The 26,131-nt window shown below is 34.9% G+C and carries 30 protein-coding genes; 10 read left to right on the top strand and 20 right to left on the bottom strand.

Going from position 1 to position 26,131, the window contains the following annotated elements; all coding sequences use genetic code 11:
* Nucleotide 1 precedes the first annotated feature (1 nt).
* The 15 genes from EKM79_RS05715 to rsmG form a co-directional block, all read right to left on the bottom strand.
* Nucleotides 2–661 (bottom strand): ATP-binding cassette domain-containing protein, encoded by a 660-nt coding sequence (locus EKM79_RS05715; protein WP_125566792.1) that lies wholly within the window; start codon nt 659–661, stop codon nt 2–4.
* A 103-nt stretch (nt 662–764) separates the two neighbouring features.
* Nucleotides 765–1,643 carry a metal ABC transporter solute-binding protein, Zn/Mn family gene (locus EKM79_RS05710; RefSeq protein WP_164506018.1) on the bottom strand — a complete coding sequence of 293 codons (879 nt, stop codon included), beginning with the start codon at nt 1,641–1,643 and terminating at the stop codon, nt 765–767.
* A gap of 99 nt (nt 1,644–1,742) precedes the next feature.
* Nucleotides 1,743–2,300 carry a hypothetical protein gene (locus tag EKM79_RS05705; RefSeq protein ID WP_125566790.1) on the bottom strand — a complete coding sequence of 186 codons (558 nt, stop codon included), beginning with the start codon at nt 2,298–2,300 and terminating at the stop codon, nt 1,743–1,745.
* Between the two features lie 69 nt (nt 2,301–2,369).
* Nucleotides 2,370–3,107, bottom strand: a complete 738-nt coding sequence (locus EKM79_RS05700) for an aspartate/glutamate racemase family protein (RefSeq protein WP_125566787.1) — start codon at nt 3,105–3,107, stop codon at nt 2,370–2,372.
* A 2-nt stretch (nt 3,108–3,109) separates the two neighbouring features.
* Nucleotides 3,110–4,630 carry a UDP-N-acetylmuramoyl-L-alanyl-D-glutamate--2,6-diaminopimelate ligase gene (locus EKM79_RS05695; protein ID WP_125566785.1) on the bottom strand — a complete coding sequence of 507 codons (1,521 nt, stop codon included), beginning with the start codon at nt 4,628–4,630 and terminating at the stop codon, nt 3,110–3,112.
* 24 nt (nt 4,631–4,654) lie between these two features.
* Nucleotides 4,655–5,878, bottom strand: coding sequence for a D-alanyl-D-alanine carboxypeptidase family protein (locus EKM79_RS05690; protein ID WP_125566783.1), 1,224 nt, complete (start codon nt 5,876–5,878; stop codon nt 4,655–4,657).
* An 11-nt stretch (nt 5,879–5,889) separates the two neighbouring features.
* Complete coding sequence (locus EKM79_RS05685) at nt 5,890–7,017, bottom strand: sensor histidine kinase (protein ID WP_125566781.1); 1,128 nt, start codon at nt 7,015–7,017, stop codon at nt 5,890–5,892.
* Nucleotides 7,018–7,021: 4 nt separating this feature from the next.
* Complete coding sequence (locus EKM79_RS05680) at nt 7,022–7,708, bottom strand: response regulator transcription factor (protein ID WP_025023524.1); 687 nt, start codon at nt 7,706–7,708, stop codon at nt 7,022–7,024.
* 370 nt (nt 7,709–8,078) lie between these two features.
* Nucleotides 8,079–8,210 (bottom strand): hypothetical protein, encoded by a 132-nt coding sequence (locus EKM79_RS12460; protein WP_281273209.1) that lies wholly within the window; start codon nt 8,208–8,210, stop codon nt 8,079–8,081.
* Between the two features lie 166 nt (nt 8,211–8,376).
* A complete protein-coding gene (locus EKM79_RS05675) occupies nt 8,377–9,123 on the bottom strand; it encodes a DUF1129 family protein (RefSeq protein ID WP_125566774.1) in 747 nt (248 codons plus the stop codon).
* Nucleotides 9,124–9,138: 15 nt separating this feature from the next.
* Entirely contained in the window at nt 9,139–10,242 is a 1,104-nt protein-coding gene (gene ychF / locus EKM79_RS05670) for a redox-regulated ATPase YchF (protein WP_125566772.1), read from the bottom strand.
* The gene (locus EKM79_RS05665; protein ID WP_125566770.1) at nt 10,242–10,508 is read right to left on the bottom strand and encodes a DUF951 domain-containing protein; all 267 of its coding nucleotides are present in this window, start codon (nt 10,506–10,508) and stop codon (nt 10,242–10,244) included. The genes ychF and EKM79_RS05665 overlap by 1 nt, the downstream gene beginning before the upstream one ends.
* A gap of 10 nt (nt 10,509–10,518) precedes the next feature.
* On the bottom strand, nt 10,519–11,391 hold the full coding sequence (locus EKM79_RS05660; RefSeq protein WP_125566768.1) for a ParB/RepB/Spo0J family partition protein: 873 nt from the start codon (nt 11,389–11,391) through the stop codon (nt 10,519–10,521).
* Entirely contained in the window at nt 11,372–12,148 is a 777-nt protein-coding gene (locus EKM79_RS05655) for a ParA family protein (protein WP_125566766.1), read from the bottom strand. Before EKM79_RS05655 ends, EKM79_RS05660 begins: the two co-directional genes overlap by 20 nt.
* A 76-nt stretch (nt 12,149–12,224) precedes the next feature.
* Nucleotides 12,225–12,950 (bottom strand): 16S rRNA (guanine(527)-N(7))-methyltransferase RsmG, encoded by a 726-nt coding sequence (gene rsmG, locus EKM79_RS05650; protein ID WP_125566764.1) that lies wholly within the window; start codon nt 12,948–12,950, stop codon nt 12,225–12,227.
* A 193-nt stretch (nt 12,951–13,143) separates the two neighbouring features.
* Between rsmG and EKM79_RS05645 the strand changes: the two genes are divergently transcribed.
* The 3 genes from EKM79_RS05645 (at nt 13,144) to EKM79_RS05635 (ending at nt 15,361) form a co-directional block, all read left to right on the top strand.
* On the top strand, nt 13,144–13,575 hold the full coding sequence (locus EKM79_RS05645) for a GNAT family N-acetyltransferase (RefSeq protein WP_125566762.1): 432 nt from the start codon (nt 13,144–13,146) through the stop codon (nt 13,573–13,575).
* Between the two features lie 161 nt (nt 13,576–13,736).
* A complete protein-coding gene (locus EKM79_RS05640) occupies nt 13,737–14,507 on the top strand; it encodes a zinc ribbon domain-containing protein (protein ID WP_125566760.1) in 771 nt (256 codons plus the stop codon).
* A gap of 206 nt (nt 14,508–14,713) precedes the next feature.
* Nucleotides 14,714–15,361 (top strand): EAL domain-containing protein, encoded by a 648-nt coding sequence (locus EKM79_RS05635; RefSeq protein ID WP_125566758.1) that lies wholly within the window; start codon nt 14,714–14,716, stop codon nt 15,359–15,361.
* 47 nt (nt 15,362–15,408) lie between these two features.
* Here the strand turns inward: EKM79_RS05635 and EKM79_RS05630 are convergent, their stop codons facing one another.
* Nucleotides 15,409–16,731 (bottom strand): C1 family peptidase, encoded by a 1,323-nt coding sequence (locus EKM79_RS05630; RefSeq protein ID WP_125566756.1) that lies wholly within the window; start codon nt 16,729–16,731, stop codon nt 15,409–15,411.
* 58 nt (nt 16,732–16,789) lie between these two features.
* On the opposite strand from EKM79_RS05630, the gene EKM79_RS05625 reads away from it, so the two are divergent.
* Nucleotides 16,790–17,464, top strand: a complete 675-nt coding sequence (locus EKM79_RS05625) for a type 1 glutamine amidotransferase (RefSeq protein WP_164506017.1) — start codon at nt 16,790–16,792, stop codon at nt 17,462–17,464.
* A gap of 46 nt (nt 17,465–17,510) precedes the next feature.
* Here the strand turns inward: EKM79_RS05625 and EKM79_RS05620 are convergent, their stop codons facing one another.
* Nucleotides 17,511–18,101, bottom strand: coding sequence for an ECF transporter S component (locus tag EKM79_RS05620; protein ID WP_125566754.1), 591 nt, complete (start codon nt 18,099–18,101; stop codon nt 17,511–17,513).
* A gap of 150 nt (nt 18,102–18,251) precedes the next feature.
* Nucleotides 18,252–19,019 (bottom strand): pyrroline-5-carboxylate reductase, encoded by a 768-nt coding sequence (gene proC, locus EKM79_RS05615; RefSeq protein WP_125566752.1) that lies wholly within the window; start codon nt 19,017–19,019, stop codon nt 18,252–18,254.
* Between the two features lie 203 nt (nt 19,020–19,222).
* Here proC and EKM79_RS05610 point away from each other — a divergent pair, with 203 nt between their 5' ends.
* A complete protein-coding gene (locus tag EKM79_RS05610) occupies nt 19,223–19,981 on the top strand; it encodes a DUF975 family protein (protein ID WP_125566750.1) in 759 nt (252 codons plus the stop codon).
* A 137-nt stretch (nt 19,982–20,118) separates the two neighbouring features.
* On the opposite strand, the gene EKM79_RS05605 is transcribed toward EKM79_RS05610, so the two are convergent.
* Nucleotides 20,119–20,664 (bottom strand): GNAT family N-acetyltransferase, encoded by a 546-nt coding sequence (locus EKM79_RS05605; protein WP_164506016.1) that lies wholly within the window; start codon nt 20,662–20,664, stop codon nt 20,119–20,121.
* Nucleotides 20,665–20,681: 17 nt separating this feature from the next.
* Entirely contained in the window at nt 20,682–21,437 is a 756-nt protein-coding gene (locus EKM79_RS05600; RefSeq protein WP_125566747.1) for a MerR family transcriptional regulator, read from the bottom strand.
* Nucleotides 21,438–21,571: 134 nt separating this feature from the next.
* Here EKM79_RS05600 and thiD point away from each other — a divergent pair, with 134 nt between their 5' ends.
* The 5 genes from thiD to cydB all read left to right on the top strand — a co-directional run bounded on the left by thiD (nt 21,572) and on the right by cydB (nt 26,131).
* Nucleotides 21,572–22,384, top strand: a complete 813-nt coding sequence (gene thiD / locus EKM79_RS05595) for a bifunctional hydroxymethylpyrimidine kinase/phosphomethylpyrimidine kinase (RefSeq protein WP_164506020.1) — start codon at nt 21,572–21,574, stop codon at nt 22,382–22,384.
* A gap of 35 nt (nt 22,385–22,419) precedes the next feature.
* Complete coding sequence (locus tag EKM79_RS05590; protein WP_125566744.1) at nt 22,420–23,010, top strand: hypothetical protein; 591 nt, start codon at nt 22,420–22,422, stop codon at nt 23,008–23,010.
* A 54-nt stretch (nt 23,011–23,064) separates the two neighbouring features.
* On the top strand, nt 23,065–23,523 hold the full coding sequence (locus tag EKM79_RS05585) for a hypothetical protein (protein ID WP_125566742.1): 459 nt from the start codon (nt 23,065–23,067) through the stop codon (nt 23,521–23,523).
* A 155-nt stretch (nt 23,524–23,678) separates the two neighbouring features.
* Entirely contained in the window at nt 23,679–25,121 is a 1,443-nt protein-coding gene (locus EKM79_RS05580; protein ID WP_125566741.1) for a cytochrome ubiquinol oxidase subunit I, read from the top strand.
* Nucleotides 25,118–26,131, top strand: coding sequence for a cytochrome d ubiquinol oxidase subunit II (gene cydB, locus EKM79_RS05575; RefSeq protein ID WP_125566739.1), 1,014 nt, complete (start codon nt 25,118–25,120; stop codon nt 26,129–26,131). The genes EKM79_RS05580 and cydB overlap by 4 nt, the downstream gene beginning before the upstream one ends.

Raw genomic sequence — 26,131 nt, 5'->3', positions numbered from 1 at the left:
CTCACTCAAACATTGCTTCTGAAATTTCATCGACACTGATTGGTTTGATCGTATTATTCTCAAAGAACAGTGCTCGATGAGTATATTTCTTAGTCAAATCATAATCATGAGTGATAAATATTACAGTCAAATTATATTTTTCGTTTAACTCTTTAACTAGATCCATCAACTGCATTTTAACTTCAACATCTAAACTAGCCGTTGATTCATCTAAAATCAAAATTTGCGGATCATTAAGCAAAGCTTGTGCTAAATAGGCCTTTTGCTTTTCACCACCGGATGCTAATCCCAATGGACGCTTACGCAAATGAGTTAAACGTGTCTTTTCAAGAATTTGTTTTATCAATTCATTATTTTCAGCACGCTTCTTAGGACTCATTGTGAACTTCAAATTAAGTCGTACAAAGCTCTCGATATCCAATGGATAATCGATATCAATATTACGGAACTGTGGAACATAACCAAACGTTTGTTTCTTATCCATAATCAACTCACCATCAGTTTTCTTTTCCATGCCCATAATTATCTTAACAAGTGTGGTCTTTCCTGATCCGTTAGGACCTACTAGACTAATGAATTCACCATCATTAATCTTAAAATTTACATTTTGAAAAACTAATTGTTTTCCAAATTTTTTTGTTAAATTCTTAGCTTCAATCACTGGTTATACCTTCACAGACCTTTCATCCATTTACATCAATACATTACAGAATATACAAAATAGTCTCTTTTGTAAATAGTAAAAATTATCATTTACAAAATAATTATTCATTTACAATCTTTTCAATTTGATTAAGGTTATCATTCATCCACTGATAATAGCCTAAATTACTTGGCAAGGTTTCGGTGAAATAAATTATTGGAACATTATTCTTTTTGGCTAAACTAGTCATCTTAGTAATAATTCCACTGGTTACTTGCTTGTTGACTACTAAAAAATCAACCTTATGATTTTTTAGTCCACGTTGCATGTTTTCTATGTCAGAAATAGATGGATCAGTATCATCTTCTATTGCCTTTGCAAAATGCTGATTATCTATTGTCACTCCAAGATCTTTCAACAAATAATATGGAAGTGGCTCTGTCACATAAGCTTTCTTTCCATTCAACTTTTGCTTTAATTTATTTTCACGAATTATTAATTTATCTAACCTTTTAGAATATTTTTGATAATTATCTTTGTAATAATCTTTATTTTTAGGGTCATTCTTCGACATTTTTTCGTAAACAGAATTACTTAGTTTCTGAACATTGGAGACTCCAAACCAAATATGTTCATTATCACCATTTTTCTTATGCAAAACTTCACTGGCAAAATCAATTAGATTCTTATCTTGGCTGTTGGCAGTAACTAGCTTATTAACCCAGTCATCATAGCCAAGACCATTGGAAACAATTAACTTTGAATCAGCAATTTGCTTAGCATTATTGTTAGACGGAGAAAAACTATGCGGATCGACATTTACTGATTTGATAATAGATTCAACTTTGTACTTATTTCCTACCACACTTTGCACTGGTTCTTTATAAGTATTAACGGTTGTAGTTATCGTATTTTGAGAATGTTCAGTCTGGGTACATCCCCCTAAAATTACCATTATCATGACTAGTGCAATCAGTTTTGCCTTTTGTATGACTCGCATAAATTTTCCCTTCCTATACAAAAAAACTAGAGCTTAGGATCAAATCCCAACCTCTAGAATAGTATCGAATATTAAACACAAAGGCAAGAAAATCAAGCTCTACCAAAGTTGAGAATATTGTCCATTAGCTTGAACAATATAACTTCCGGCCGGTGAGTCTGAACCTTTGCTATAAATGTTTACTTGATAACCAGTAACATTGTTCCAAGTGATCTTACCATTAGCAACGTACTGAGTATTTGTATTGTCATAAGTTGTACTTAAAGCCTTGGCCAAATATTCAACCGCTTGATCAGAAGTAGTTAGGTTGACACCATTACTACTGTCTTGTGTATTTTGGTCACTACTTTGATTGTCATTAGGTGCTGTAGTTGTTGTCTTATCCGTTGATGTACCCGTTTGAGAATTTGTACCATTGTCAGTAGAATCTTTTTGAGAATTACTGTCAGTGCCTTGGGAATCATCAATATTATCATTATTTGTTTGATTATCTTTTTTTGTCGCTGATTTTTTCTTTGGTGTAGAACTCTTAGTACCTTTTTGTGTGGTTTGTTCTGACTTGGTATTGGTATCAGTCGAACTAGCCGATTGACTTGAGCATCCTGCCAGTAAAATTCCGGCTAATGCTACGGTCACAAGTGAGATTTTTTTGAACATAATCAGTACCTCCCTATCGATTAATTATATATGGGGAATCCTTAGTTATGCAATATTATACAAGAAACGTTAATAAATCTTAGATAAATCGATTTTTTCTCCATTACGGATCTTTGTACCAAGTTCAATTGACTTATCTACAACAATACTTTGAGCATCAATCACATTATAAGGATGATCTGGAGCTTTTTCTTGGGCGTAAGATAATTCAGTACACCCTAAAACAATTACATCACAACCGAATTCATCGTGCATACGCTCCAAAATATCATAGTACTTCTTAGCATCAACACGACCGTTTTCCTTAATATCGTCATATATTAAGCTTTCAACATCATCACGAATCTGCTCATCACCTAATGTGATTTCAAAACCGGCATTTTTAATCTCATTTTCGTAAATGTGATCTGCAATCGTACCTTTAGTAGCTATCAAACCTACTTTTTTGGCATTAGGATATTCTTCCTTCATCGTTGTAACGGCCAAATGTGGCATATGAATCAGAGGAATATCAGTCGCTGCTTGCAACTCCTTGTAGTAATAGTGAGCCGTATTACAAATAATAACCATGAAAGCCGGGTTCAAAAGGCTTTGTTGTTTCAAATCCTCGACCAATGGAGGTAAAAAACTTGGTTTGGAATTGTCTAATATGTGAGCTGTCCGATCTGGTACAGTCGCATGATTAACAATAATATAATCCATATAATCTTGATCTTTAGTTATATGTGTTCTTTGATTCAATAAATGGATGTAACTTTCTGTGGCAAGAGTACCCATGCCACCAATAACTGTAAAGAAATTCTTCATAACTATTCCTCGATATCTTTTAAAATGCTCTTTGCGACAGTAGGATCGCTTGGATATGGTACATCAACGCCATTAGTCTTTTGATAATGATCTTCACCTTTAGCTGCTAGAACAATAATGTCATCTCCAGAACTGGTCTCAATCATTTTTTTAATGGCCTCTTGACGATCAATAATAGTTTTAACTTCAACCTTCGAATGATCAATATGTGCGTCAATTTGCTTACAAATATCTGCTGGATCTTCAAAACCTGGATCATCAGTCGTTAAAATTGCACTATCAGCTAATTCTGTTAATACTTTACCGAATCCTGCACGTCTTGATATTCCTTTATTACCTGGACTTCCTACAACTACTTTGAGCTTTGACTTAGGATATTCTGTACGCAAGAATCCTAGTAGAGCTTTCATACTAGCATAATTATGAGCATAATCCACGAAAATTGTCCCGTGACTCTTAGTATTGATATGTTCCATACGTCCGGGAACCCTTGCTGTGCGTAGACCTTCTGCGATATCTTTCTTATCAGCTTGCGCTAACTTAGATGCTATAACAGCAGCCGTTGCGTTCATCTCGTTGAAGTCACCAACTACACCTAACTTATATTCACCCTCAACATTCAACTGCTTTCCCTTTTCAGAAACAGCTGCAATATCAAAAATACTATCACTTAAAGTGGCTTCTTTGCTAGAAATACTGAAATCAGCATCTTTAGTATCACGACCGAATAAATAAATATCTTTGTCTGAACTAGTCTCACGAGCGGCAGCAATCACAGTATCAAAGTCATTTGTTTGTGCATTAATAATATTGACTTTAGAATTTATCAACAATTGTTTTTTACAGAACAAATAGTCAGCGTATGTTGGATGTTCATTTTCACCAATATGATCAGGAGTAATATTCAAGAAACCACCGATATCAAAGTTTAATCCGTATACACGATTTTTTTTATAAGCTTGGGAGCTAACTTCCATGACTAACTTAGTCATCCCATTATCAACTGCTCGACGCATATCACGGAACAATTCCATCGATTCAGGTGTAGTTAAATCAGACTTGAACTTATCTTCAGGCTTAGGACCAACGATACGATCCACAGTTGAAAATAAAGCTACTTTTCCAGGATAAACCTTATCCAAAATATTATGAATGAAGTAAGACGTGGTTGTCTTTCCCTTTGTTCCAGTAAAAGCAATTATGAACAAATCTTTTTCAGGATTACCATAAAAAGCAGCACTCAAAATCGACAATGCTTTTTGAACATTCTTAACAATCAAATTGCTAATACCGACATCGTATTCTTTTTCAGATACGTAAACTTGTGCTCCAGCATCAACTGCTTGTTGTAAATATTCGGCTTTAAAGTTATTTCCCTTGCAGAAGAAAACGCCATTAGTTTGATCTTCTTGTGAGTTATAACTAATATTTGTCATGAATAAATTTTCATCTAAAACTTTACTTGAAACTAGTAAGTCATGTTCTTGCAATATATCAATAGCTTTACCTATTTCTAAACTCATTATCTGTACCCCTAATCACATTATTTACTTAAATAAATTACTAAAGAATTCGACAATTTTATCCCATAAATTTTGTTTTACAGCAGCAACTTTTTTGATTTTTAATTTCTTCTCAGTTTTAGTATACGGAATATATCCGCTTGGAGAATTGGTTGCAATCAATCTAATATTTTTTTTATTATATGTTGCCTTAAATCCTAGGTCATTCGTGGCAGTCCTGTACTTCAAATTAGAAATATCAAAATCACTTGGTAACCACATATAAACGTCTTGATCTGGTTTATATTTTTGGTTAACCCTATCACCTGGTGTCATAATTTTTTGATACGTATAGTTTTCTTTGACATAATGAGCTAAATTCTGAGTACTGCGGAATCGTTTGTCATTATCATTCTCTTCACCAGAAACATTCATAACAATTGTAACAATTCTAGTATTATCAATTGGTAATGTACCTACAAATGATTCTCCAGCTTGTTCAGTTGTTCCCGTCTTCAAACCATCGAATTCGTAGCCTTCTTGATAATCACGTTGACCCTTCAATAATAGGTTTAAGGAATTGTAAGTTTTAGTTTCGCTGTCAACTGGAAAATCCAGCTTAGCTTTTGAGGTAGTTTCTAGGACGCTTGGGTACTCGTCAAGGATATGCTTAACAATAATAGCTATATCATTTGCCGATAATTTATTTTCATCACCCTTATTGCCTAGATACATACCTTCATAAAGATCGTCATTATTTAAACCTGAAACATTATTTAATTCAGAATCATTGATGCCCCAGTTCTTTACTGTTTTGCGCATTAATCTAACGAAAGCTTTTTGACTACCAGCAACTCGTTGCGCCAATATCATCGCTGCTGAATTAGAAGATACTATCCACGCGGCATCATAGAGTTGTCTGACAGTATATGACTTGTCAGCATCCAATCTAACATTAGTCAACTCGTCTTTTTGAGTCATCTCAGCTTGTTCAGAAGTGGGTGTCAATGTGTCTGTCCATTTAAGATCGCCCTCATTGATAGCCTTAGTAACAAGGTACAGCGTAACTATTTTGGTTATAGAACCGATGGCAACTTTCTTTTCAGGATCCTTAGAATAAATAATTTGTCCAGACTTTACGTCAAAAGCCATCGCCGCACTGGCATTTAGTTCAGGCTCTTCAGCTGCTTGGATCGTTTTAGGACTAAAAATTGGTAATAATATTACCACTGACATTAGTAATAGAATTTTTTGTATTAAAGTTTTCATTGAGCTCCTCGCTATTGCTTTGAAATTGGAAAGTGAATGATGAAAGCGGTTCGCTCATCATCAGATGTAACTGATATTGTACCACCATGCAACTTAACCATACTTTTAGCAATAGCTAGTCCCAATCCAGTACCTCCAGTTTCTTTATTACGTGAATCTTCGACACGATAGAAACGATCAAATAAGTGTGATAGTGATTCTTGAGGAATCGGCTGACCATTATTTGCTACTCGAACTATGATGTCGTTTGGAGTTTTTTCCGCTTCTAACCACAAATGAGTTGCACCTTTACCGTACTTGAAAGCATTGGTTATCAAATTATTAAATACTCGCCCAAGCTTTTCAGTATCACCACTCATCAATATTTTTTCAGGCTTTGATTTTACTATTATTTCCATACCACGCTTGTTAGCCTCTAATTCAAAATCGGCTGATAATTGATCGAGCATCTGTGTCATATCAAAAGTTGATGCTGATATTTTGCTAGTAGCTTGTTCTACATTAGCATACTCAAACAATGAGTTAACCAAGTTTTGCATCTCAAGTGACTTATTATAAGCGATATGAGAATACTTAAGTATTTGCCCAATATCTTCGAAATTTTGGCTCTCAATCAATCCCAAATATCCGATTACTGAAGTCAACGGAGTTCGTAAGTCATGACTAACGTTCGCAATTAGCTCATCTTTACTCTCTTCAGACTTTTTTTGTTCGGAAATATGATTATTAGTATTCGAGACCAACAAGTTGACACTGTCGACAATACTTTGTAATCTCTTGTTGACCTTAAGATTGATTTTGTGATTGAGATCTCCCGCAGCAATCTGAATCAATTCAGATTCAACTTTATAAACTTCAAATTGACGATAGGTTTTAATCACCACATGAATCGAAATTCCTAATTCAATTAAAATAATCAATCCAAGGAAAAACCAGATGCCCCAAAAAGTTGATTTGGACAGTACACTATTAATATTTTTAAACGCATAGTTAATACCTTTGAAGTTTTCATTATTATAGAAGAGATCAGAAATAATAATTAAGGTAATATTTATAATCTGAAATAAAAGAAAGGTGCCTATTCCTTCAAACAGGAGGACACCTTTTTCTCTAATATCCAGTTTGATTCGCTTATTCAAAAAATCAAACCTCCACTTTATAGCCAACGCCCCAGACAGTTTCGATAACCTTTTCGCCGTCTGTTGCTTCTTCAAGCTTATCTCTAAGGTGACTTACGTGCACCATAACTGTTTTAGCAGAAACAACGCTCTCTTGTTTCCATACACGTTCAAAAATCTCATCAGCTGAGAAAACACGATTTGGGTGACTTGCCAGAAGATACAAGACACCGAATTCTAATGCTGTTAACTGAACTTTATTTCCTGAGCTAGTAACTACTTCATGTGAATCCTTATAAATAGTAATTGGACCAACTTCAAGCTTATCAGGAACATTTTTTGATGTTTGTTGTGCACTACGACGGAGCAACGAACGAACACGTGCCATAATTTCCAAAGGATTAAATGGTTTAGTGACATAATCGTCAGCACCAGTTATAAGTCCTTGAATCTTATCCATGTCAGTTGTCTTTGCTGAAACAATAATTATTGGAATTTGTGAATCTTTACGAACTCGTTTTACTACTTCAATTCCATCAATACCCGGCATCATAATATCCAAGATCATCAAGGCAATATCACTGTGAGCAGCTAATGCATCAAGTGCTTCTTGACCAGAATTGGCTGACACAGGTTCATATCCTTCATTCTTTATGTAAATACTTAGTAATTCAACAATTTCTTTATCGTCATCTACAACTAATATCTTCATTACTAAACCTCTCAAGCGCACATTTTTACAACTAGTCATATTATACAATATTATGTTAGTGTATTACTAACTGGAAAAGAAAGTGAGTATCTATGGACTACTTAAAGAAGCGGATTCGATTTATAATAATCCTTATTTTTTCACTAATTATTTTCGGCGTCGTTCAATGGCAAATGTCGAATAACGTAAATCTCAGTGGTACCAAAATACTTTGGGTTTCTGAAATATTGAAATCAGCATGTATTGGATTTGGACTTTATGCAATAGTTATGTTCTTTAGAGTTAAATAAAAACGGCTGGAAAAACTTTTCCAGTCGTTTTTTGTACAAAAAAAGGACTGCTATAAGCAGTCCATATAAATTATCAAATTTTACTTGTCATTGTTCATTTGATCGACAAATGACTTGAATGATGACTTCTTAATGTCAGCACCCTTGCTGTTGACCTTTGATTCAGCCAACTTACTTAATCTCTTCTTTTCACTTTTGTCTAACTTTTTCATTCTTAATACCTCCACGTCTTATTCAGACCATATGAGTTATTGCAAAGGAAATAGTAGGCGTTGTTAGCGTTGAAGCTCTTTCTTGTGTAATTCATAATTGATCACAACTCCATGTTAACGCAAAAAATCAGATGTGCAAGTTTTGATGATTTTGAAATTTTAATTCCTAAAAGAACCCACGATCATGAATTCCCATGTAACGACGGAATACAAAACGAATTCCGTAAACAACTACGGCAACAACAAAGTAGCCAATCCCACTCAATGAAGGATTAATAGTTGAAGGTACTAATGCCATTCCTCCTAAGAAGATAAACATTAGTATTAATCCAAGAGCCAAGTAACCAATAGTGATACCCCAGCCTGGACGTTCCTTCTTAGGTTTCTTCATTTGGATATTGAACCAAGTTAACAGTGTTCCCCACATTCCAGAAAGGATAACCAAGGTAATGATACCAGTTTGATTAGCTGAGCTGGAATCTTTATTAGTGAGTGCAACAATTCCGTATAACAAACCAAATAGTGCAAAGAACAGTAATGAATTATCTACCGCTGATGCCCAAAATGGTGTCTTTTTAACTGGCTTAACGGGATGCGCGATGTCTCCAGCTTTCTTAGTTACCGGACCGTACAATTGATTAGCAGGTGTACCTTTGATTTGATTATCAACAATCTCTGGTAGCAATTTATCAATTGCTTCTTTAGCTTCATCTTCTTTAAATCCATCATCAAGTAAGTGCTTATTTAACTTAAAAACATATTCTTCATTTTTATTACTTAATTTTGAACGCAAATCATTAGAATCGGCAGCATAAATTTTTTCTGTAGTTTCTGATTGCTTCAACTTCTTAGCCGCAGTAACTTTTTGCTTTTCCACAGCTTGCTTATTTTTCTCTCTTAAATCGTCAGCCATTAATTCTCCCCCAAATTAGACATTGAATCTGAATTCAATGATGTCACCATCTTGTACTTCGTAATCCTTACCTTCTACACGTAGCTTACCAGCTTCTTTAACTGCTTGTTCACTACCTAAAGCATCTAAATCATCAAATGACATTACTTCAGCACGAATAAATCCACGTTCAAAATCAGAGTGAATAATACCAGCAACTTGTGGTGCCTTCATACCTTCATGGAATGTCCAGGCACGAGTCTCTTTGCCACCGGCTGTGAAGAATGTTCTGAGTCCTAACAACTTATAACTGGCTTTGATCAACTTATCAAGACCTGATTCTTTTACACCTTCAGCTTCAAGGAAGTCACGTCTATCATCGTCATCTAATTCAGCGATTTCTTCTTCAGTTTTAGCAGAAACACCAATAACTTGTGCATCTTCTTTTTTAGCGTAATCTTCAATGACCTTGTAGTATTTAGATTCTTCTGGATCGGCCATATCGTCTTCAGCAATATTAGCAACATACAAAACAGGTTTAGATGTTAATAAGAATAATCCCTTAACAATCTTTTGTTCATCTTCATTGAATTCAATAGTTCTTACTGAACCACCATCTTCAAGAACTGGTTTAATTTTCTTAAGTACTTCGAATTCAGCAATAGCGTCTTTATCTTTGGCACTCTTAGCCATCTTCTCAACTTTTGTATAACGTTTATTAACACTATCAAGATCGGCAATACTCAATTCTAGATTAATAGTTTCGATATCGTCTAATGGATCAACAGTACCTGTAACACTAGTAATATTGTCATCATCGAATGCACGAACAACGTGAACAATAGCATCAACTTGACGAATATTCTCAAGGAACTTATTACCAAGTCCTTCACCCTTACTGGCACCCTTAACGATTCCGGCAATATCTGTGAATTCAAAAGTTGTATGAATCAATTTCTTAGCAGGAATTAAATTATCAATTCTTGTCAAACGCTTGTCCGGCACTTCAACCATACCTACATTAGGGTCAATAGTAGCAAATGGATAATTTGCCATTTCTGCACCCGCTTTTGTTATAGCATTAAATAGTGTTGATTTTCCGACGTTAGGTAATCCTACGATTCCGGCAGTTAAAGCCATTATAAATTCTCCCCATTTCCATTAATATTTGGTCGTGCAATTTGTGTTTGCTTTAAATAGAATTCTTCTTGGCTTACATAAACTTGCGCAGCTTCCGTTATTACTTTTTTGAACTTCTTTTTAAAATCATTTCTAGGAATCATAACGATATGACCACATCCAAGACACTTCACCTTGATGTCTGCACCCATACGAATAACTTCCCATTTATTGGCCCCACAGGCATGAGGCTTTTTCATCATAACGATGTCACCTAAATTAAACATATACGGTCCTCTAATCTAAATTGATCCCTAAAATATCCAAAATTCGATTGAGTTCTTCTGTATTAGTAAAATCAATTTCCAATTTACCATGACCACTACGTGTTTCTTTAACAGCTACAGAAGTATCGAACTTTTCGACCAGTTTTTCTTCAGTCGCACGAATATAAGGTGATTTAGATTTTGAAACTTTCTTTTTTTTCTTAATATCATGTTTAGTTTCAGTAGCTAATTGTTCCAATTGACGCACGGTTAAGTCTTCATTAACTGCTCTTTTAGCTAACTTATCAATTTGTTCCTTGTCCTTTAAGCTCAGCAAAGTTCTTGCTTGCCCCATTGATAAATCACCATTCTGAACTAATTTCTTAGTTGCATCTGGCAAATTCAATAGACGTAGATAGTTGGCAATGTATGGACGACTTTTACCTAGACGCTGAGAAACTTGTTCTTGAGTTAAGTTCAGTTTGGATATCAATGTTTGATATGCATCAGCTTCTTCAAGAGGTGTTAAGTCTTCACGTTGTAAGTTTTCTAGAACAGCAATTTCCATCATCCCTGATTCACTCAATGGACGAACAATCGCAGGAATAGTAGTTTGCTTAGCAATTTTGCTTGCTCTAAAACGACGTTCTCCAGCAATTATTTCAAAACCATTAACACTCTCACGAACAATAATTGGCTGAAAGACACCATTTTGCTGGATAGATCTAGCCAATTCATTAAGTGCGTGTTCATCAAAGGTTTTTCGTGGTTGATAAGGATTAGGACGAATATCATCTAGTGATAGATCAACGACCGTCTCACTGTTTTCGTCGATTGCTTCAAATTCAGAAAAAATTGCGTCGATGCCTTTTCCAAGGCCTTTTTTATTTTTGTTTGATGCCATTACGTTTTAACACCTCCTTAGCAAGGTCACAATATGCTTCTGCCCCACGAGATTTATCGTCAAAGTCCACAATAGGCAACCCATAACTAGGAGCTTCAGCAAGACGTGTATTACGTGGCACAATTGCTTTGTATACCTTATTACCGAAGTATGATTTAACTTCATCGACAACTTGAGCGCCCAGATTAGTCCTAGCATCAAGCATAGTCAAGAGGACACCCTCAATTGCTAAATTATTATTGAAATGTTTTTGAACCAAACGAATAGTATTTAATAGCTGGCTCAATCCCTCCAAAGCATAATACTCACTTTGAACTGGAATAATAATTGAATCACTGGCGGTGAAAGCATTCGTTGATAATTGACCTAATGAAGGTGGACAGTCAATTAAAATAATGTCGTACTTGTCATCTACCTCTTCCAAGCCTGCACGAAGACGTGTTTCACGTGCCATCATGGTTGTTAATTCCATTTCTGCACCAGCTAACTGAATAGTAGCTGGAACAATATCAAGATTCTTATGATTAGAATGAATAATTGTTTTTGCGAGTGGATATTCGTTCACTAAGACGTCATAAACATCCTTCTCCACATTGGCCTTTTTTATACCCAAACCACTTGTAGCATTGCCTTGTGGATCAATATCTACTATCAAAACTTTTTGACCTAAGTCAGTTAAGCACGCACCAAGGTTGATGGTCGTGGTTGTTTTACCTACACCACCCTTTTGGTTCGCAACGGATATTTTTCGTGCCATTTTATTCCCCTATTCTTCGAAAAAATACATACATTAAATTTTAACATTTAATAGTAGTTAATTTAAGGTCATTTGATTATTTCACGAGTGGCTTTTTAGATGGAGTTCCTGGTTTTCTTGGATATTTATTAGGTGTATCTTTTACCTTATCAATAAAGATAAAGTTTCTAATACCTTCATCATTGGGAAGTTCAAATGATTTTTGATCCGTAACTTTACCACCTAGAACCTGTACAGAATATGTAGCATCTTCTAATTCTTCAGTAGCTTTTTCAGATTTCATAGCGATAAAAGTTCCGTCAACCCTTACTAGAGGTAAGCATAATTCATTTAAAACATTTAAAGCTGCAACGGCCCTTGCCGTTACAACATCGAATTTTTCACGATAAAGTTTATTTTTACCTACTTCTTCTGCTCGACCATGAACCAACGTCACATTATCTAATCCTAATTTATTCACAAGTCCATCAAGAAACTTGATACGTTTATTCAATGAATCAACAATCGTAATTTTCAAATTTGGATTAACTATTTTCAACGGTATTGATGGAAAACCGGCACCTGAACCAACATCACATAAAGTTAATTTTTCAGTAAGCAATTTTTCATCTACAAAATCCAAAATCAATGAGTCATAGAAATGTTTCAAATAAACTTGATCCTCTTCAGTAATCGAAGTTAAATTCATTACTTTATTAGTTTCAACTAATTCATGAAAATAGATTTCAAATTGTTTCTTTTGATTTTCATTTAAATCAATTTTTTTTGCGGCTAAAGCTTGATAAAATTCTTCAGGTTTCATTTACATCCTCCACTCGTGAAACACATGTTTCACACTTCTTAATCCTATATTATTATAGTGGTTAATTCAATGATGAGTTACTTGTCAAAAATTTTTAAATAGTACATTTTTAGTTGTAAATGCAACTAAAAAGATATATTATATTCGCAATCTAAAAAACAAATTATTTATATTCTTATCTGGAGGAAAATATATGATAACCATAAAAAATACTAATGAATTAACGCCTAAAGAACTCATAGACATACTTAAGGCTCGTGTTGCTGTTTTTGTCGTTGAACAAAACTGTCCATATCAAGAAGTAGACGATGATGATTATAATACCCTACATGTTTGCTTAACTGAAAATGGCAATTTGGAGGCTTATACACGGATTATTGAGGATGAAGATAAGATACACTTTGGTCGTGTCTTAGTTGTCGAAAAATACCGTAAACAGGGACTGGGAGAGAAAATTGTCTCAGCTACAATTGAAGAAATCAAAAAAAGATTTCCTGGAAAAACTATTCAAATACAAGCTCAAGCTTATCTACAAAAATTTTATGCTGGCTTCGGTTTCAAACCTATCTCAGACGTATATCTGGAAGACAATATTCCCCATCTCGATATGATTATGGAATTTTAAAAAATAGTTAACTATCAAGTATATTTAAAGACACAGAGATGTGTCTTTTTTGTCTATGCAAATAAGTCGACATCCTAGAATAAAAGGGTTAAAAATTCTTATAAGAGGCCATAAACATTCTAAAGGGTCAGAAAATTGGCCTCTATGTCAGGCAAATTAAATTGACTAAAGAAAAAGATTTTGATGTCGAGTCAAATAATGATAAAAAAGAAAAATCAGAAGAAAAAGATTTAACTGAAAAAAGCAAAAAAACTGTTGATACAGAAAAGAAGCCTTTGCTTAATGATGACTGGCAAGAACGATTAGATAAAGCAAAGAAAATTCTAAAAAAAATAATTGAACGAAAATACCCAATAATCTTAATAACTATCACGACTGTAATAATAATGTTCACCATGTATATGATCGGAGTATCGCATTACTCTAGAGAGCGACAACTAGATACACTGGCAAGTAACATAACTAGTGGAGTTCCTAGCAAAATGTCAAAAGTCTTAGTAACACCTAATAAAGAAAGAATTTCTGAGAAAGAATTAGAACCGCTTCAAAAATTACAAGCGTCTGATGAAAAGACAAATGGTCAAATAAAAACTATCGTTGAACATGAAAGTTCTTACAGCAATTTTCGTGTTATTAAAGTTGGTAAGTACTGGGGAATATATCCTAAGTATAAAATTGAACTTAGAAAAAGAAATATAGTTGTAGAAACGAATATTAATAATCCAATTTTTAAAATCAACAATAAGATTTACAAAGCAAAAAGGAATGGAACAGAATACTACTTGATCAAAAGCATCCCTGGCTCCTATCCGGTCAAAGTTAGCAACAAATCTGGTAGCTACAACAAAACCAGAACAGTTGTAGTTCCCGTATCAGGTACATGCAACGAAACTAATATCGATATAACAATGAGACGATCCCCTGCCATCTAAGGTCATAAGAGGTCATTCAATAAGCTTTTTTACTTGGCTGATATACATATCAGGGTGTATATTAAAAATTGAGTGGTAACATTTGGCAAAATGTCTTTATTAATACATATTTACACCTGTATATACCATTGATGATAGTTATAATTTAGACTACAATTATTTTTAATAAACAGCAATTTAAACTAAATATAAAAGGGGATGCGTCTATGTACCGGTTTTTTGCTCAACCACAAGTAAATGAGGAAAATAATTCTATTTTTGGCTACGAACTTTTGCTAAGAACAGAAGAGAACGGTTCATGGAAACTTCCAGAAGATTTCACAGCTATTTCCATTGATGAACAGGCTAACCTTTTGGAACAAATATCAAAAAAATTGAATACAGCACTACATGATATTGTTCTCGCGTTCAATTTAAATCAGAAACAGGCTAACAATCCTTTAACACTAGGGTCAATCATTGCTTTAAAAAAACGTATTAACCCCGCTGCACTAACGATCGAACTAACTGAAGCACCAACATTGTCCGAGATGAAGGAAATCAGTTCTATTTTGCATCAGTATGATATTGATGTTGTATTAGATGACGTAGGAACTGGATCTAATACTTATGACAACGTCAAGTATTTATTACCCTATGTTGATCAAATCAAATTTGCTATGCAAAATCTAAGAATGAATGGCGATGCTGATAAAATACCTGACTGCTTGTCATTCTGGGTCAAGTTGGCCAAAAAGTATCGTTTGGATATGGTACTAGAAGGCGTCGAAAATAAAGCTGATCAAATTTTAGCCAAAGAATTTGGAATCTATATTCAGCAAGGTTACCTTTACGGTAAACCTGCTTTAGTTTAGCAAAAAGGCTTTGCATTAATAAATGCGAAGCCTTTTTTAGTTATTTTTTATCCGATAGAATCCCAAGCTGGCAATAATACTGGCTCTTGATCTAACATCTTCAATTCATCATCAGTCAAATACTTTTTATTGATAACAACGTCATATACGTGATCGTTGAACCAATCATCGTCCATCATGAAGTAGCCCTTATCACCATTAGCTTCTCCCCATGAATTTTCAACTTTCCAACGATTTGGTTCATTGTTAATAATATTTACACCAGTTAAGGTCATGGCGTGAGAAATAGTAGCTTCTTTATAGTCCAATGCCTCACCACGAGTCATCTTAGTATTAATGCCAAATAATTGATCTGTTTGATATAAATCACCTGACAACATACCTTTAGTACGTTGTGACTGTTTACCAACATCATTCCCAAACCAAACAGTGTCATTACCCTTTAATTGTGCAATGGCCATTTCCTTCAAACGATTTAAAGGCAGATTTAAAAATACTGTCTGATTGCCACCAATCATATTACCTTCTGTATCTATCGTATAAAGTTTTCCATATTCCTTAGAATCTTGTGGTGCATTCAAAATATCTACATAGTCATCTAAGTTCATCGTAAAGTATTGTTTGAAAAACTCTTTAGGAGTAATACTTGGTTGCTCTATCAATTTTCCATTATCATCACGAATTGATAATTCAAATTCAACTGGTGGTTGACCAAATGAATAAGCGCATACCTTGTAGACTTCTGTTAACATTTCATCAATTCTCTGCTCAATATCTTGTTCAGTTTTGCCTTCGTTTACCAGTTTACGCAATTCAATACCATTTTTACGTAACATAGTACCAATTGTGGCATTAAATGCTGAAGTATCATTTGACACAGCCGTTTCTGGCATTGCATAAGATGGTACAACACCATATTTCTTTATTAAATCGGTCGCATATTGCCAAAATCCACCGTCACCGGTTGGATGGCTAAACAACGCATTCACCTTACGATCAGTAATTGGTAACGCAGCAGTATCAATGATTCCTTGAAAAAAGTAATTAGCTTTTTCCAAACGATCCCAAAATGATATATAATTCTGAGATAGTTCAAAATCTTTAACATTGTACTTCATAGCAAATTCTGTACGAAGATTTGTTAATGATGAGAATAGCCAACAGCGTCCTGAACGTTTTTGGTTTGATACCTTACCTGTTGGAACTTCAACATTGAAGGTAGGATTCAACTTGCTCTTCGCATCAATGTTTTGTGCAGTTTGAAAAATACCTACTTGTGCCACTGCATTTTTCAAGACATTATTTGAAACGTCTTGATTTAAGTTATTATGAAAATCTGCTAAAATCTTTTTATTAATTTCTTTAGTCAACTTAATCACCTCATTAACTAAATATATTACAATAGTTATATTCACATTGGAGAAAATTATGCCTGAAACAATCAAAATTGCTTATTTATACGAAGATTTAATGAATACTTATGGAGATAGCGGTGATGTAAAAATCCTTGCTTTCTTATTTAAAGAAAAGGGTTATGACACTCAAGTCGACAATATTAGCCTAGGTGATGACTTTAATGCTTTTGACTACGACTTCGTCTTCTGGGGCGGTGGTCAAGATTTTGAACAATCTGTCGTTGCCAAAGATCTTGTCCGTCACAAGGACACTATCGACAAGTACATAAATGCTAACAAACCAATGCTATGCATTTGCGGTGGTTACCAATTTCTCGGAGCTTACTATGAAACATCCAGTGGCGAGACTATTCAAGGATTAGACATCTTACCATTTCACACCGTCTTCAAGGCTGACAGCCGTATGATTGGCGACACCGAATATGAGACAGAATGGGGTAAGGTTTGCGCTTTTGAAAACCATTCTGGACGTACATACTTCGATGATAAGTCCGTTCTAAAGCCATTTGGTAAGATGATTGAAGGTTATGGTAACAATCCTGAGGAAGGTGTTGAAGGTATGCGTTATAAAAACACCATTGGTAGTTACTCTCACGGACCTATCCTAAAAAACGAAAATGTTGCACGTGCCATTGCAGACAAAATTATTGTTTCGCATAAAGAACGTATGGCTGAAACTGCTAAGTAAAAAATCGCCATTAGAAATCAATTGATTTCTAGTGACGATTATTTTTTTAATTCAAAAATTTATTAGCTTTCAAAATAGCCGCTGAAATAGCTGGAGCGATAATCACTGCAGCAATCATTTCTGGCAAACCATTTGTACCGACAATTATCAATAATAGTTTATTAAGTAAATCTGACTGTGTAGTATACGCCTGTGACAATGCACTGGCATACATTACTCTCATCAATCCTAATACCAGCAGTGTATTAGTAAGAGAACCAGCTCCAGCGGCGATACCCATCGCTATAACTTGCTTCTTAAAACGATTTTTAAGTGCGAGATAAATATATCCAGCCACCAGCCCGACTACAATTCTCGGCAATACTGCAACGATTGGATTAGTAAAAACCGTCGTATCAATAATGGACGTTGGACTAGTGAAAGCACGTATCATTGTACCTAAGCCCCAAACAAGGCCAACAATTGCCCCACTCTTTGGTCCTAATACTATCGCTGCCACAATTACGGTAATATGAATTATCGTGATATTAATGAACCCTGTTGGAATGAAACCTAAAAATGGGACTAATGACTGGACGAATATAATCGCCATCAAAATGCCCAAAATAGCAATGCGGTAAGCTTTTCTCTTTTGCATTTACTATGAACCCCTCAAAATTATTTCTTTAATTCTATATTATTATACCGAACTTATCCAAATTTAACGTTCACAAATTTCGTAGTATATAAAAAAAGTCCTTAGCCAAACGTGGACAGATACTACGTGGCTTCAGACTTTAATTTTATATTATTCACCTTCTGCTGCATCAACAGCTTTTATAACGGCGTTACGAAATCCATGTTCTTCCAAAGCGGCGACACCTTTGATAGTTGAACCACCTGGTGAAGTTACTTCGTCCTTTAGAGCTGAGGGATTTAAATCTGATTGTAGAGCTAACTTACTAGCACCTATAGCCATTCCAATCGCAGCATCGTAAGCTAGTTTTCTATTCAATCCATGTTTAACACCTGCATCACTCAATGCTTCAATGAAAAGATCTAAGAATGCTGGACTGCATCCGGCTACTGTTCCTAAAATTCCTAACTGGGATTCAGGAACTTCTACTAATTGGCCAGTATAGCCCATAACTGAAGCGATACTCTTCTTATCATCAGCAGTAAATTTTTCTGAATATGTGATTCCAGTGAAACCTGCACCTACTTTTACAGGTGTATTAGGGATGGCATGGGCAACTTTAGCTTCAGGTAAAGCTTGTCTTAGCTTTGCAATAGTAGCACTTCCTGTGAATGCCACTACCAATTTATCTTTACTAATGGACTTCAATTCTGAAAGAACACTATCAAGTGCATTCGCACCAACACCAATAAAAATTGGATTAGCATCTTCCATCTGTTTTATTTTTTGAACCATCTTAAATCCTAAGTGTTCTTGCAAATCCTTAGTACGATTTGATTTGCCACCTTTAACGATGATTTCTTCGGCATCATAGCCATTCTTAACTAAACCAGTGATTACCGCACCACCGATACTACCTGCACCAATAAATCCAATCATGTCCAATACCCCTTTTCAGTATTTGTTGATTCTATTATCTTTTCTATTCTATACAAATTTACTAAAAATATAAAATTAATTGAGTGAATATCACTATACAAAATATATAGTGAATGAATTTGTAATAATTAACTGTTTTCAATGAATAATTTGTATATTTAAGATATGCTATTTATGTACATAAATACTAGGGGGACCATTTTATGAAAAGCTATCGCTCCAGATACGAATTGAAGCGCGATGTTAAAGATTTAATTTACCGTAATAGAAAAAAAGTTACGTTATTATTCATGATTCCGATGTTTACTATTATCTTTGCACAATACAGTGGAAAGCATACTTCCGTATTACCATACTCAACAGCTGATCAACTCTATGCAGTAAAAAACCTTATTGAAACATCACTTTTTGGTGTTATCTTTGGATTACTTTTCTTAATAATTATTCAATCTGCTAACTTCAAGGGGCTAGACTTATTGCGAAATCCAGATGAAGATTTTGAACCACTAAAAAGTAATTTCACCTATTTTAGAAATCCTGATTGGTGGAAATTGATTTTAACTTATATTTTGATTAATATCTTCACTTTCCTCTGGACACTTCTTCTTGTGATTCCCGGAATCATTAAAACATTTTCTTACTCACAAACGTACTACGTTTATAAGGATATGAATGACAAAGGATTAGGTGATGATAAATCATTGACTGATTATATTACAATTAGTCGTAAATTAATGGATGGTAATAAGTGGCGTTACTTTGTTCTCCAACTTAGTTTTATCGGTTGGTGGCTACTATCTGGTATCATAGCTGCAGTCGGTTTTCTCTTTGGTCCGTTATCCGGTTTTGTTAGTACTCTATTATTAGCATTATACATGCTATGGTTTTACCCTTACTACGTGATGACACTAGCGAACTTCTACAAAGACCTAGTCGATCAAAATCCTGAATTACTGAAATAGTATTTACGGATGCCGTTTGGTATCCGTTTTTTTATGAAGAATACAAGTCCCTTCATCTCGTCAAAAATACCCTTCGTATTTGCCAAGTAAATACGGAGGGTATTTTAAAATTATACTTTGAAGTTAATCACGTCTTGTCACGCCTTATTGTCAACCAAAGAATAAATATTTGCATCATGAAATTTTCCAGCCGAATAAATATGATCTCTCAAAGTTCCATCCAAATGAAAACCACTTCTAATCGCGACTGCATTGCTAGATTTATTCTCTACTTCTGCCAGAATATTTATCTTGTGCATTTTCAATTCATTGAAGCCAATTTTTACAGCCGCTTCCACCGTTCTAGTCATAACACCGTTATGTTGAAAGTTCTTGCCTAACCAATAACCTATTGAGCAATGACGATTGGGATGATCAAAATCGTGAAAGTCAAACATCCCCGCAACTTCGCCACTAACCAATATAGTAACTGGCCAAAGTGCGTTATCAGCAATTCGTTTCTGACAATATTCTAAAAATCTACGTTCATTGGCGATAGTCTTAGTATCTTCAGCCCAAGGCATATATTCTTCCAATTGTTTCCTTGTATCATCAACCTGTCTGAAAAGCGCCTCATCATCATTTGGCTGAACCAGTCTCAACTCTATTTCATCGTCCACTCGCCAACTAGTATTTTCCGTCACGAAACTCATCCCCTACACTATTTTGTGTAATGGTATACCACATCATGTAGAAGTTGTACAACTTGCTTCCCAGCCCGATCGTTATAGTACTTTGAAAATCGATCATCAGCTAAATACATATCTACTAATCCTCGATGTGCTTCAGAATTGTAATGTGGCCAACTATAACTTAACCAGTTCTTGTGATCTTCATAAACCTTTCTAGCTTCTGGAGAATCCAAGTTATCGCTATTTACCAATTCCAAATTAGCAAACATATCTTTCTCCAAATTTTCCATATCTTTCATGTCGTTTTGAGATAAATTCATAAATTTTTTATTGGACTTTTCAATTGTTTCATCCCCGTACTTTTGACGAATTTCTGATCCAAAATTATCTTCATTTTCTTGTAATTTAGCATTTTTAAATGCTGCAAATTTTTCAGTGTCAGTCATTGTTAAGTCTCCTTGTCTGTCTTTAATAGTCTTATCGATAGTCGTCAGAAGAGAATCAATATCTTGCTTCTTCAAAAGTAATAATTTCTGTTGCTCTTTCAAAGCTGATAATTCAGAATAACTGTCATCTTTCATTAACAATTGTATTTTTGATAAGGGAAACTCCAAGGCCTTGTAAAAGAGTATCCTTTGCAGTTGATTTACCTGATTTTCAGTATAAATTCTGTAATTATTTCTACTATTATACTTAGGTTTCAATAAATCAATTTGATCATAATAGCGTAAAGTACGTCTGCTAACGCCTGCTATATCAGCTAATTGCTTAATCGTATATTCCATGTTTTCTCCTCCAACAAAATGAAGTATAAAGTATGACGCAACGTAAACCTCAAGAAAATTTTCAAATCAATATCACTTTTTTTACTTAACTGTTAAGATAAAGGTTAAAATTATTAAAAAACTAGGTGGGTGAGATTATGAACGAATTTATTCAAGTATTAACTATAGCTGGTTCTGACTCTGATGGTAGTGCCGGAGCACAAGCTGATCTTAAGACTTTCATGGCACGCGGTGTTTATGGTATGTCCGTTTTAACTGCTGCGGTTGCCGGTAATTCATACGGCATCCACGATAGTATCAATATGCCTTCAAGTTTTATTAAGAGTCAAATCAAAGACATCAAGGATGACTTTGAAGTTTCAGCATTCAAAACAGGTATGCTTTCTGATTCCGAAATTATTCATACAGTGGCTGAAGAGATTAAAGATAAGCCATTTGGTACATTTGTATTAGATCCAGTTATTATCACTAAACACGGTGCAATGTTGTTAGAAGCTGAAGCCTATCAAACATTGATCGACGAATTGTTCCCATTGGCGGACTTAATTACACCAAACTTCTACGAAGCACAAAAACTTTCAGGTATGGATCTCAATTCAAAAGAGGATATCGTAGAAGCGGCACACAAGCTTCGTGATCTCGGACCTAAGAACATCATGATCAAGGGTGAGCACGCCGACGACTCTCTTGATTACGTTGAGGATTATGTTCTCCTTGAAGATGGACAGTCATTCTGGATTTCAGAACCATATGTTAAAACTGAACACGTTAATGGTACTGGAGATACATTGTCTTCATGTATCGTTTCTGAAGTAGCCAAAGGTGCAAGTCTTGAAGATGCTATCAGAACTGCTAAAACATTTACATATCATGCTATTAAGAACGAAATCGATGTTGGACATAAATACGGACCTATTAACCATTTTGTCAAGGATGAGGTAAAATAAGAGTTAAGCACTAAATGAATCGGAGGGTTAAACTCATGGTAAGAATCACAAAAATTTCTGCCGGAACATTATTATTAATTCTATCAATCATTTTGATGATCAAATCTGGCTTTGAAAACTTCATTGCCGCTTTGGTCGGTACTGGTGCAATTGGTGGAGCGGCGGGAATTTTGTTGGCCATCACCTACATTATTGCAGCAGCTATTTATATTTTGACGAATCGGACTTACAGCATTGTTCCAGATATTGTAAGTTTCGTTATTTTAATTTTGGGTGGATTAATGGGATTATTTAATTCCAATTTACCTGATACTAAGTTTTTGATTATTTGGTCGTGGGTCGGTATCGTTATTGGAGCCATTGTTCTAATAATTAGTATCGTTGACTTAATTATGAATCCTGCTCCAGCAGAAGATGAAGAGCAAGGCAATAATTACAATAATGAATACGGTAATAATGGTTTTGAACAACAACAAAATGGTTATCCTCAACAAAATCAACAATTTGGTCAACAAGGTCAGTTCCAACAACCTATGAACCAAATGCAAGGACAACCACAATACAATCAGCAACAATTTCCTAATCAACAAAATTCATATATGCCTAATAACCAATTTAACGGCTAGCAGGGTTACCAACCCCAACCATATCAACCTGCACCTCAAAACAATCAATATGGTATGAGACAGGGACAAGCAAATAATCAATTCAATCGTCAAAACAATAAACAATTCAATAATCAAATGAATGGTATGAATCAAGCGCAGAACCAGTATGGACAAAATCCAATGCAACAAGGTTCTACGCAAAATCAACGTCAATTACCATCAGGCCAATTTAACCCTCGCAATAACATGAACCATCAAGTTTCTAATCAACAACAATTTCCGCAACAAAGTCAACAGACAAATTATCCAATGCCTAATAACAATGGACAATTTAGTGGAAATCAACTTAATGGAAATAACCAAAATAATCAATTTGGAATGCCAAATCAAAACAACCAAATGAATAATAACCAATTTAATAATCAGCCACAAAATCCTCAATCTAATCAGTATCCAAACAATAACTATGGATCAAATGGTTCTTATGGATTTCCAAATTATGACTCATCACAGAGTCGTAGTCGTAGATAAAACAAAAAAATTTATGATCTAAGTCAATTTTCTTGACTTAGATCTTTTTTTATAAAATTTGTAAGGGCTTATTGTTGATTATTTCACTAAGTAATCATATGATAAATGTGTATAAATAAGGGAGTATAAATATTGTTTTTAAGGAGGCTATTACCATGTTAGGTATTGGTTTAAGTATTGTCTCTTTAGCTCGTTTTCAGTTCGCTATGACAACTGTTTTCCATTTCTTCTTTGTTCCCTTCTCTATCGGAATGGGTGTTTTAGTTGCTGTCATGGAAACTATCTACGCAGTTAAAAAAGACAAAGTATATCTTGATATGGCAAAGTTCTGGGGAAAGATTTTTCTTCTGAGTTTTGCTGTTGGTATTGTTACTGGTATTATTCAAGAATTCCAGTTTGGTATGAACTGGTCTGAATACTCACGATTTATGGGTGATGTATTCGGTGCTCCACTAGCTATTGAAGCCTTACTGGCATTCTTCATCGAATCTGTCTTCATCGGGATTTGGATGTTCACTTGGGATAGATTCAAACCAGGTGTTCATGCATTCATGATTTGGATGACTGCTATTGGTACTATGTTATCTGCTATTTGGATTTTAGCTGCCAACAGTTTCATGCAACATCCTACAGGATTCAAGATTAACAACGCTACTGGTCGTATTCAATTGACTGATTTTGGTGCTGTTATTGCTAACCCACAATTGTGGAAGGTATTTCCACACGTTATCCTAGCCGCTATTCTAACTGCAGGTACCGTTATTGCAGGTATGAGTGCTTGGGGATTATTACGTAAGAAGAAGAATGAGAATCACTTCTTCAAGACTTCTCTACGTTTCGGCCTTTGGGTAAGTTTAATTTTTGCTATTTTATCAGCCGGCGCAGGTGATCTTCAGACACAACAAATTATCAAAGATCAACCTATGAAATTTGCTGCTACTGAAGGTATTTACAAAGATACAAAAGATCCAGCTCCATGGACTGTAGTTGAAACAATTGATGATAAGAACCACAAAGCATCTAATCAAATTGAAATTCCAAAATTATTGAGTTTGCTTGCATATCACAAGACTAGTGGTTCTGTAAAAGGTATGGATACTTTGAACAAGGAACTACATGCTAAGTATGATAAGCAATTCGGTAAAGATATGGATTACTATGTTCCACCTAAGACATTATTCTGGAGTTTCAGAGTAATGACTGGTATCGATCTATTAATTATGTTGATTGCAATCTTCGGAGTTATTTGGTCACGTAAGAAGAAAGATACTATTGAAAATAAGAAATGGTTCATGGTTATTGTTGGACTAGCAATTTGGATTCCATTCATTGGTAATTCAGCAGGTTGGTTCGTTACAGAATTCGGTCGTTACCCATGGATCGTTTATGGACTGTTCACTATTGCTGATGCCGTATCACCAACATCAACCGTTGGTAGTCTATTATTCAGTAATATTCTCTACTTCTTACTATTCACACTACTTGGTGGTGTAATGGTTTGGTACAGTAGAAAGACACTTCATCACGGACCTTATTATGAAATGGAAGACTCAAAACAAAATGTTGATCCATTTGCAAAGGAGGCCTTTGTAAAATGACACTCGCTAATTTATGGTTTATATTAATTGGACTTCTATTCGCGATATTCCTATTTCTTGAAGGATTCGACTTCGGTGTAGGTATGTCAACTCGTTTTCTAGCTAAAGATTTTGATGAACGTCTAGCTCTTATGACTTCTATCGGACCTCACTGGGATGGAAACGAAACATGGTTAGTTACTGCTGGTGGTGCAATGTTCGCATCGTTACCACTTATGTACGCTTCATTATTCTCAGGTTATTACATTGTTCTATTACTAGTTCTAGTTGGCTTAATCATTCGTGGTGTTTCATTCGAGTTCGTTAAACATGCTGAAACACAAACTGGCAAGAATATTTGGATGTGGGCTTTCTTCCTAGGAAGCTTCCTGGCTCCATTCTTGCTATGTATGATGCTCTTGAGTATGGTTCAAGGTATTCCTATGAACGCTAATGGTGATGCATTCCCTAAATTCTTCGACGTTGTTAACTTGTTATCAGTTGTCGGAGGAGTAGCTGGTACACTTCTATCATTAGTTCACGGATTAAACTTCATCAGATTAAGAATCGAAGGACCACTTCGTGACCGTGCTAGAAAACTTAACCAAATTCTTTATCCAATTCTTTTTGCAGGTGAAGTAGTCTTTGCAGTATTGGTATTCTTCCAAACAGACTTCTTTACTAAGAGATTTGGTTCATCATTAGTAATTACATTACTAATTGTTCTCTTCTCACTTCTTGGCTACTACGGAGTGTTGAAAGACAGAGAGGGTTGGAGCTTTGCTGGAAGTGGTTTGTCCCTCAGCATGGTTATCGTCCTACTCTTTAACGGATTATTCCCACGTGTTATGATTGCTACGAACCCTGCACACAGTATCTTGATCAAAGATGCTGCAAATTCACAATACACATTAACAATTATGACAATTGTTGCCGCTGTATTGGTACCAATTGTAGCTATCTACTTCATTTGGTCATACACACTCTTCACAAAGAGAATAAATCCAAAAGAAAACACGGTGAAATATTAA

The sequence above is a fragment of the Companilactobacillus insicii genome (genome assembly GCF_003946015.1).
In the GTDB taxonomy this organism is placed as follows: domain Bacteria; phylum Bacillota; class Bacilli; order Lactobacillales; family Lactobacillaceae; genus Companilactobacillus; species Companilactobacillus insicii.
This window is presented reverse-complemented; position numbering and strand designations above follow the sequence as displayed.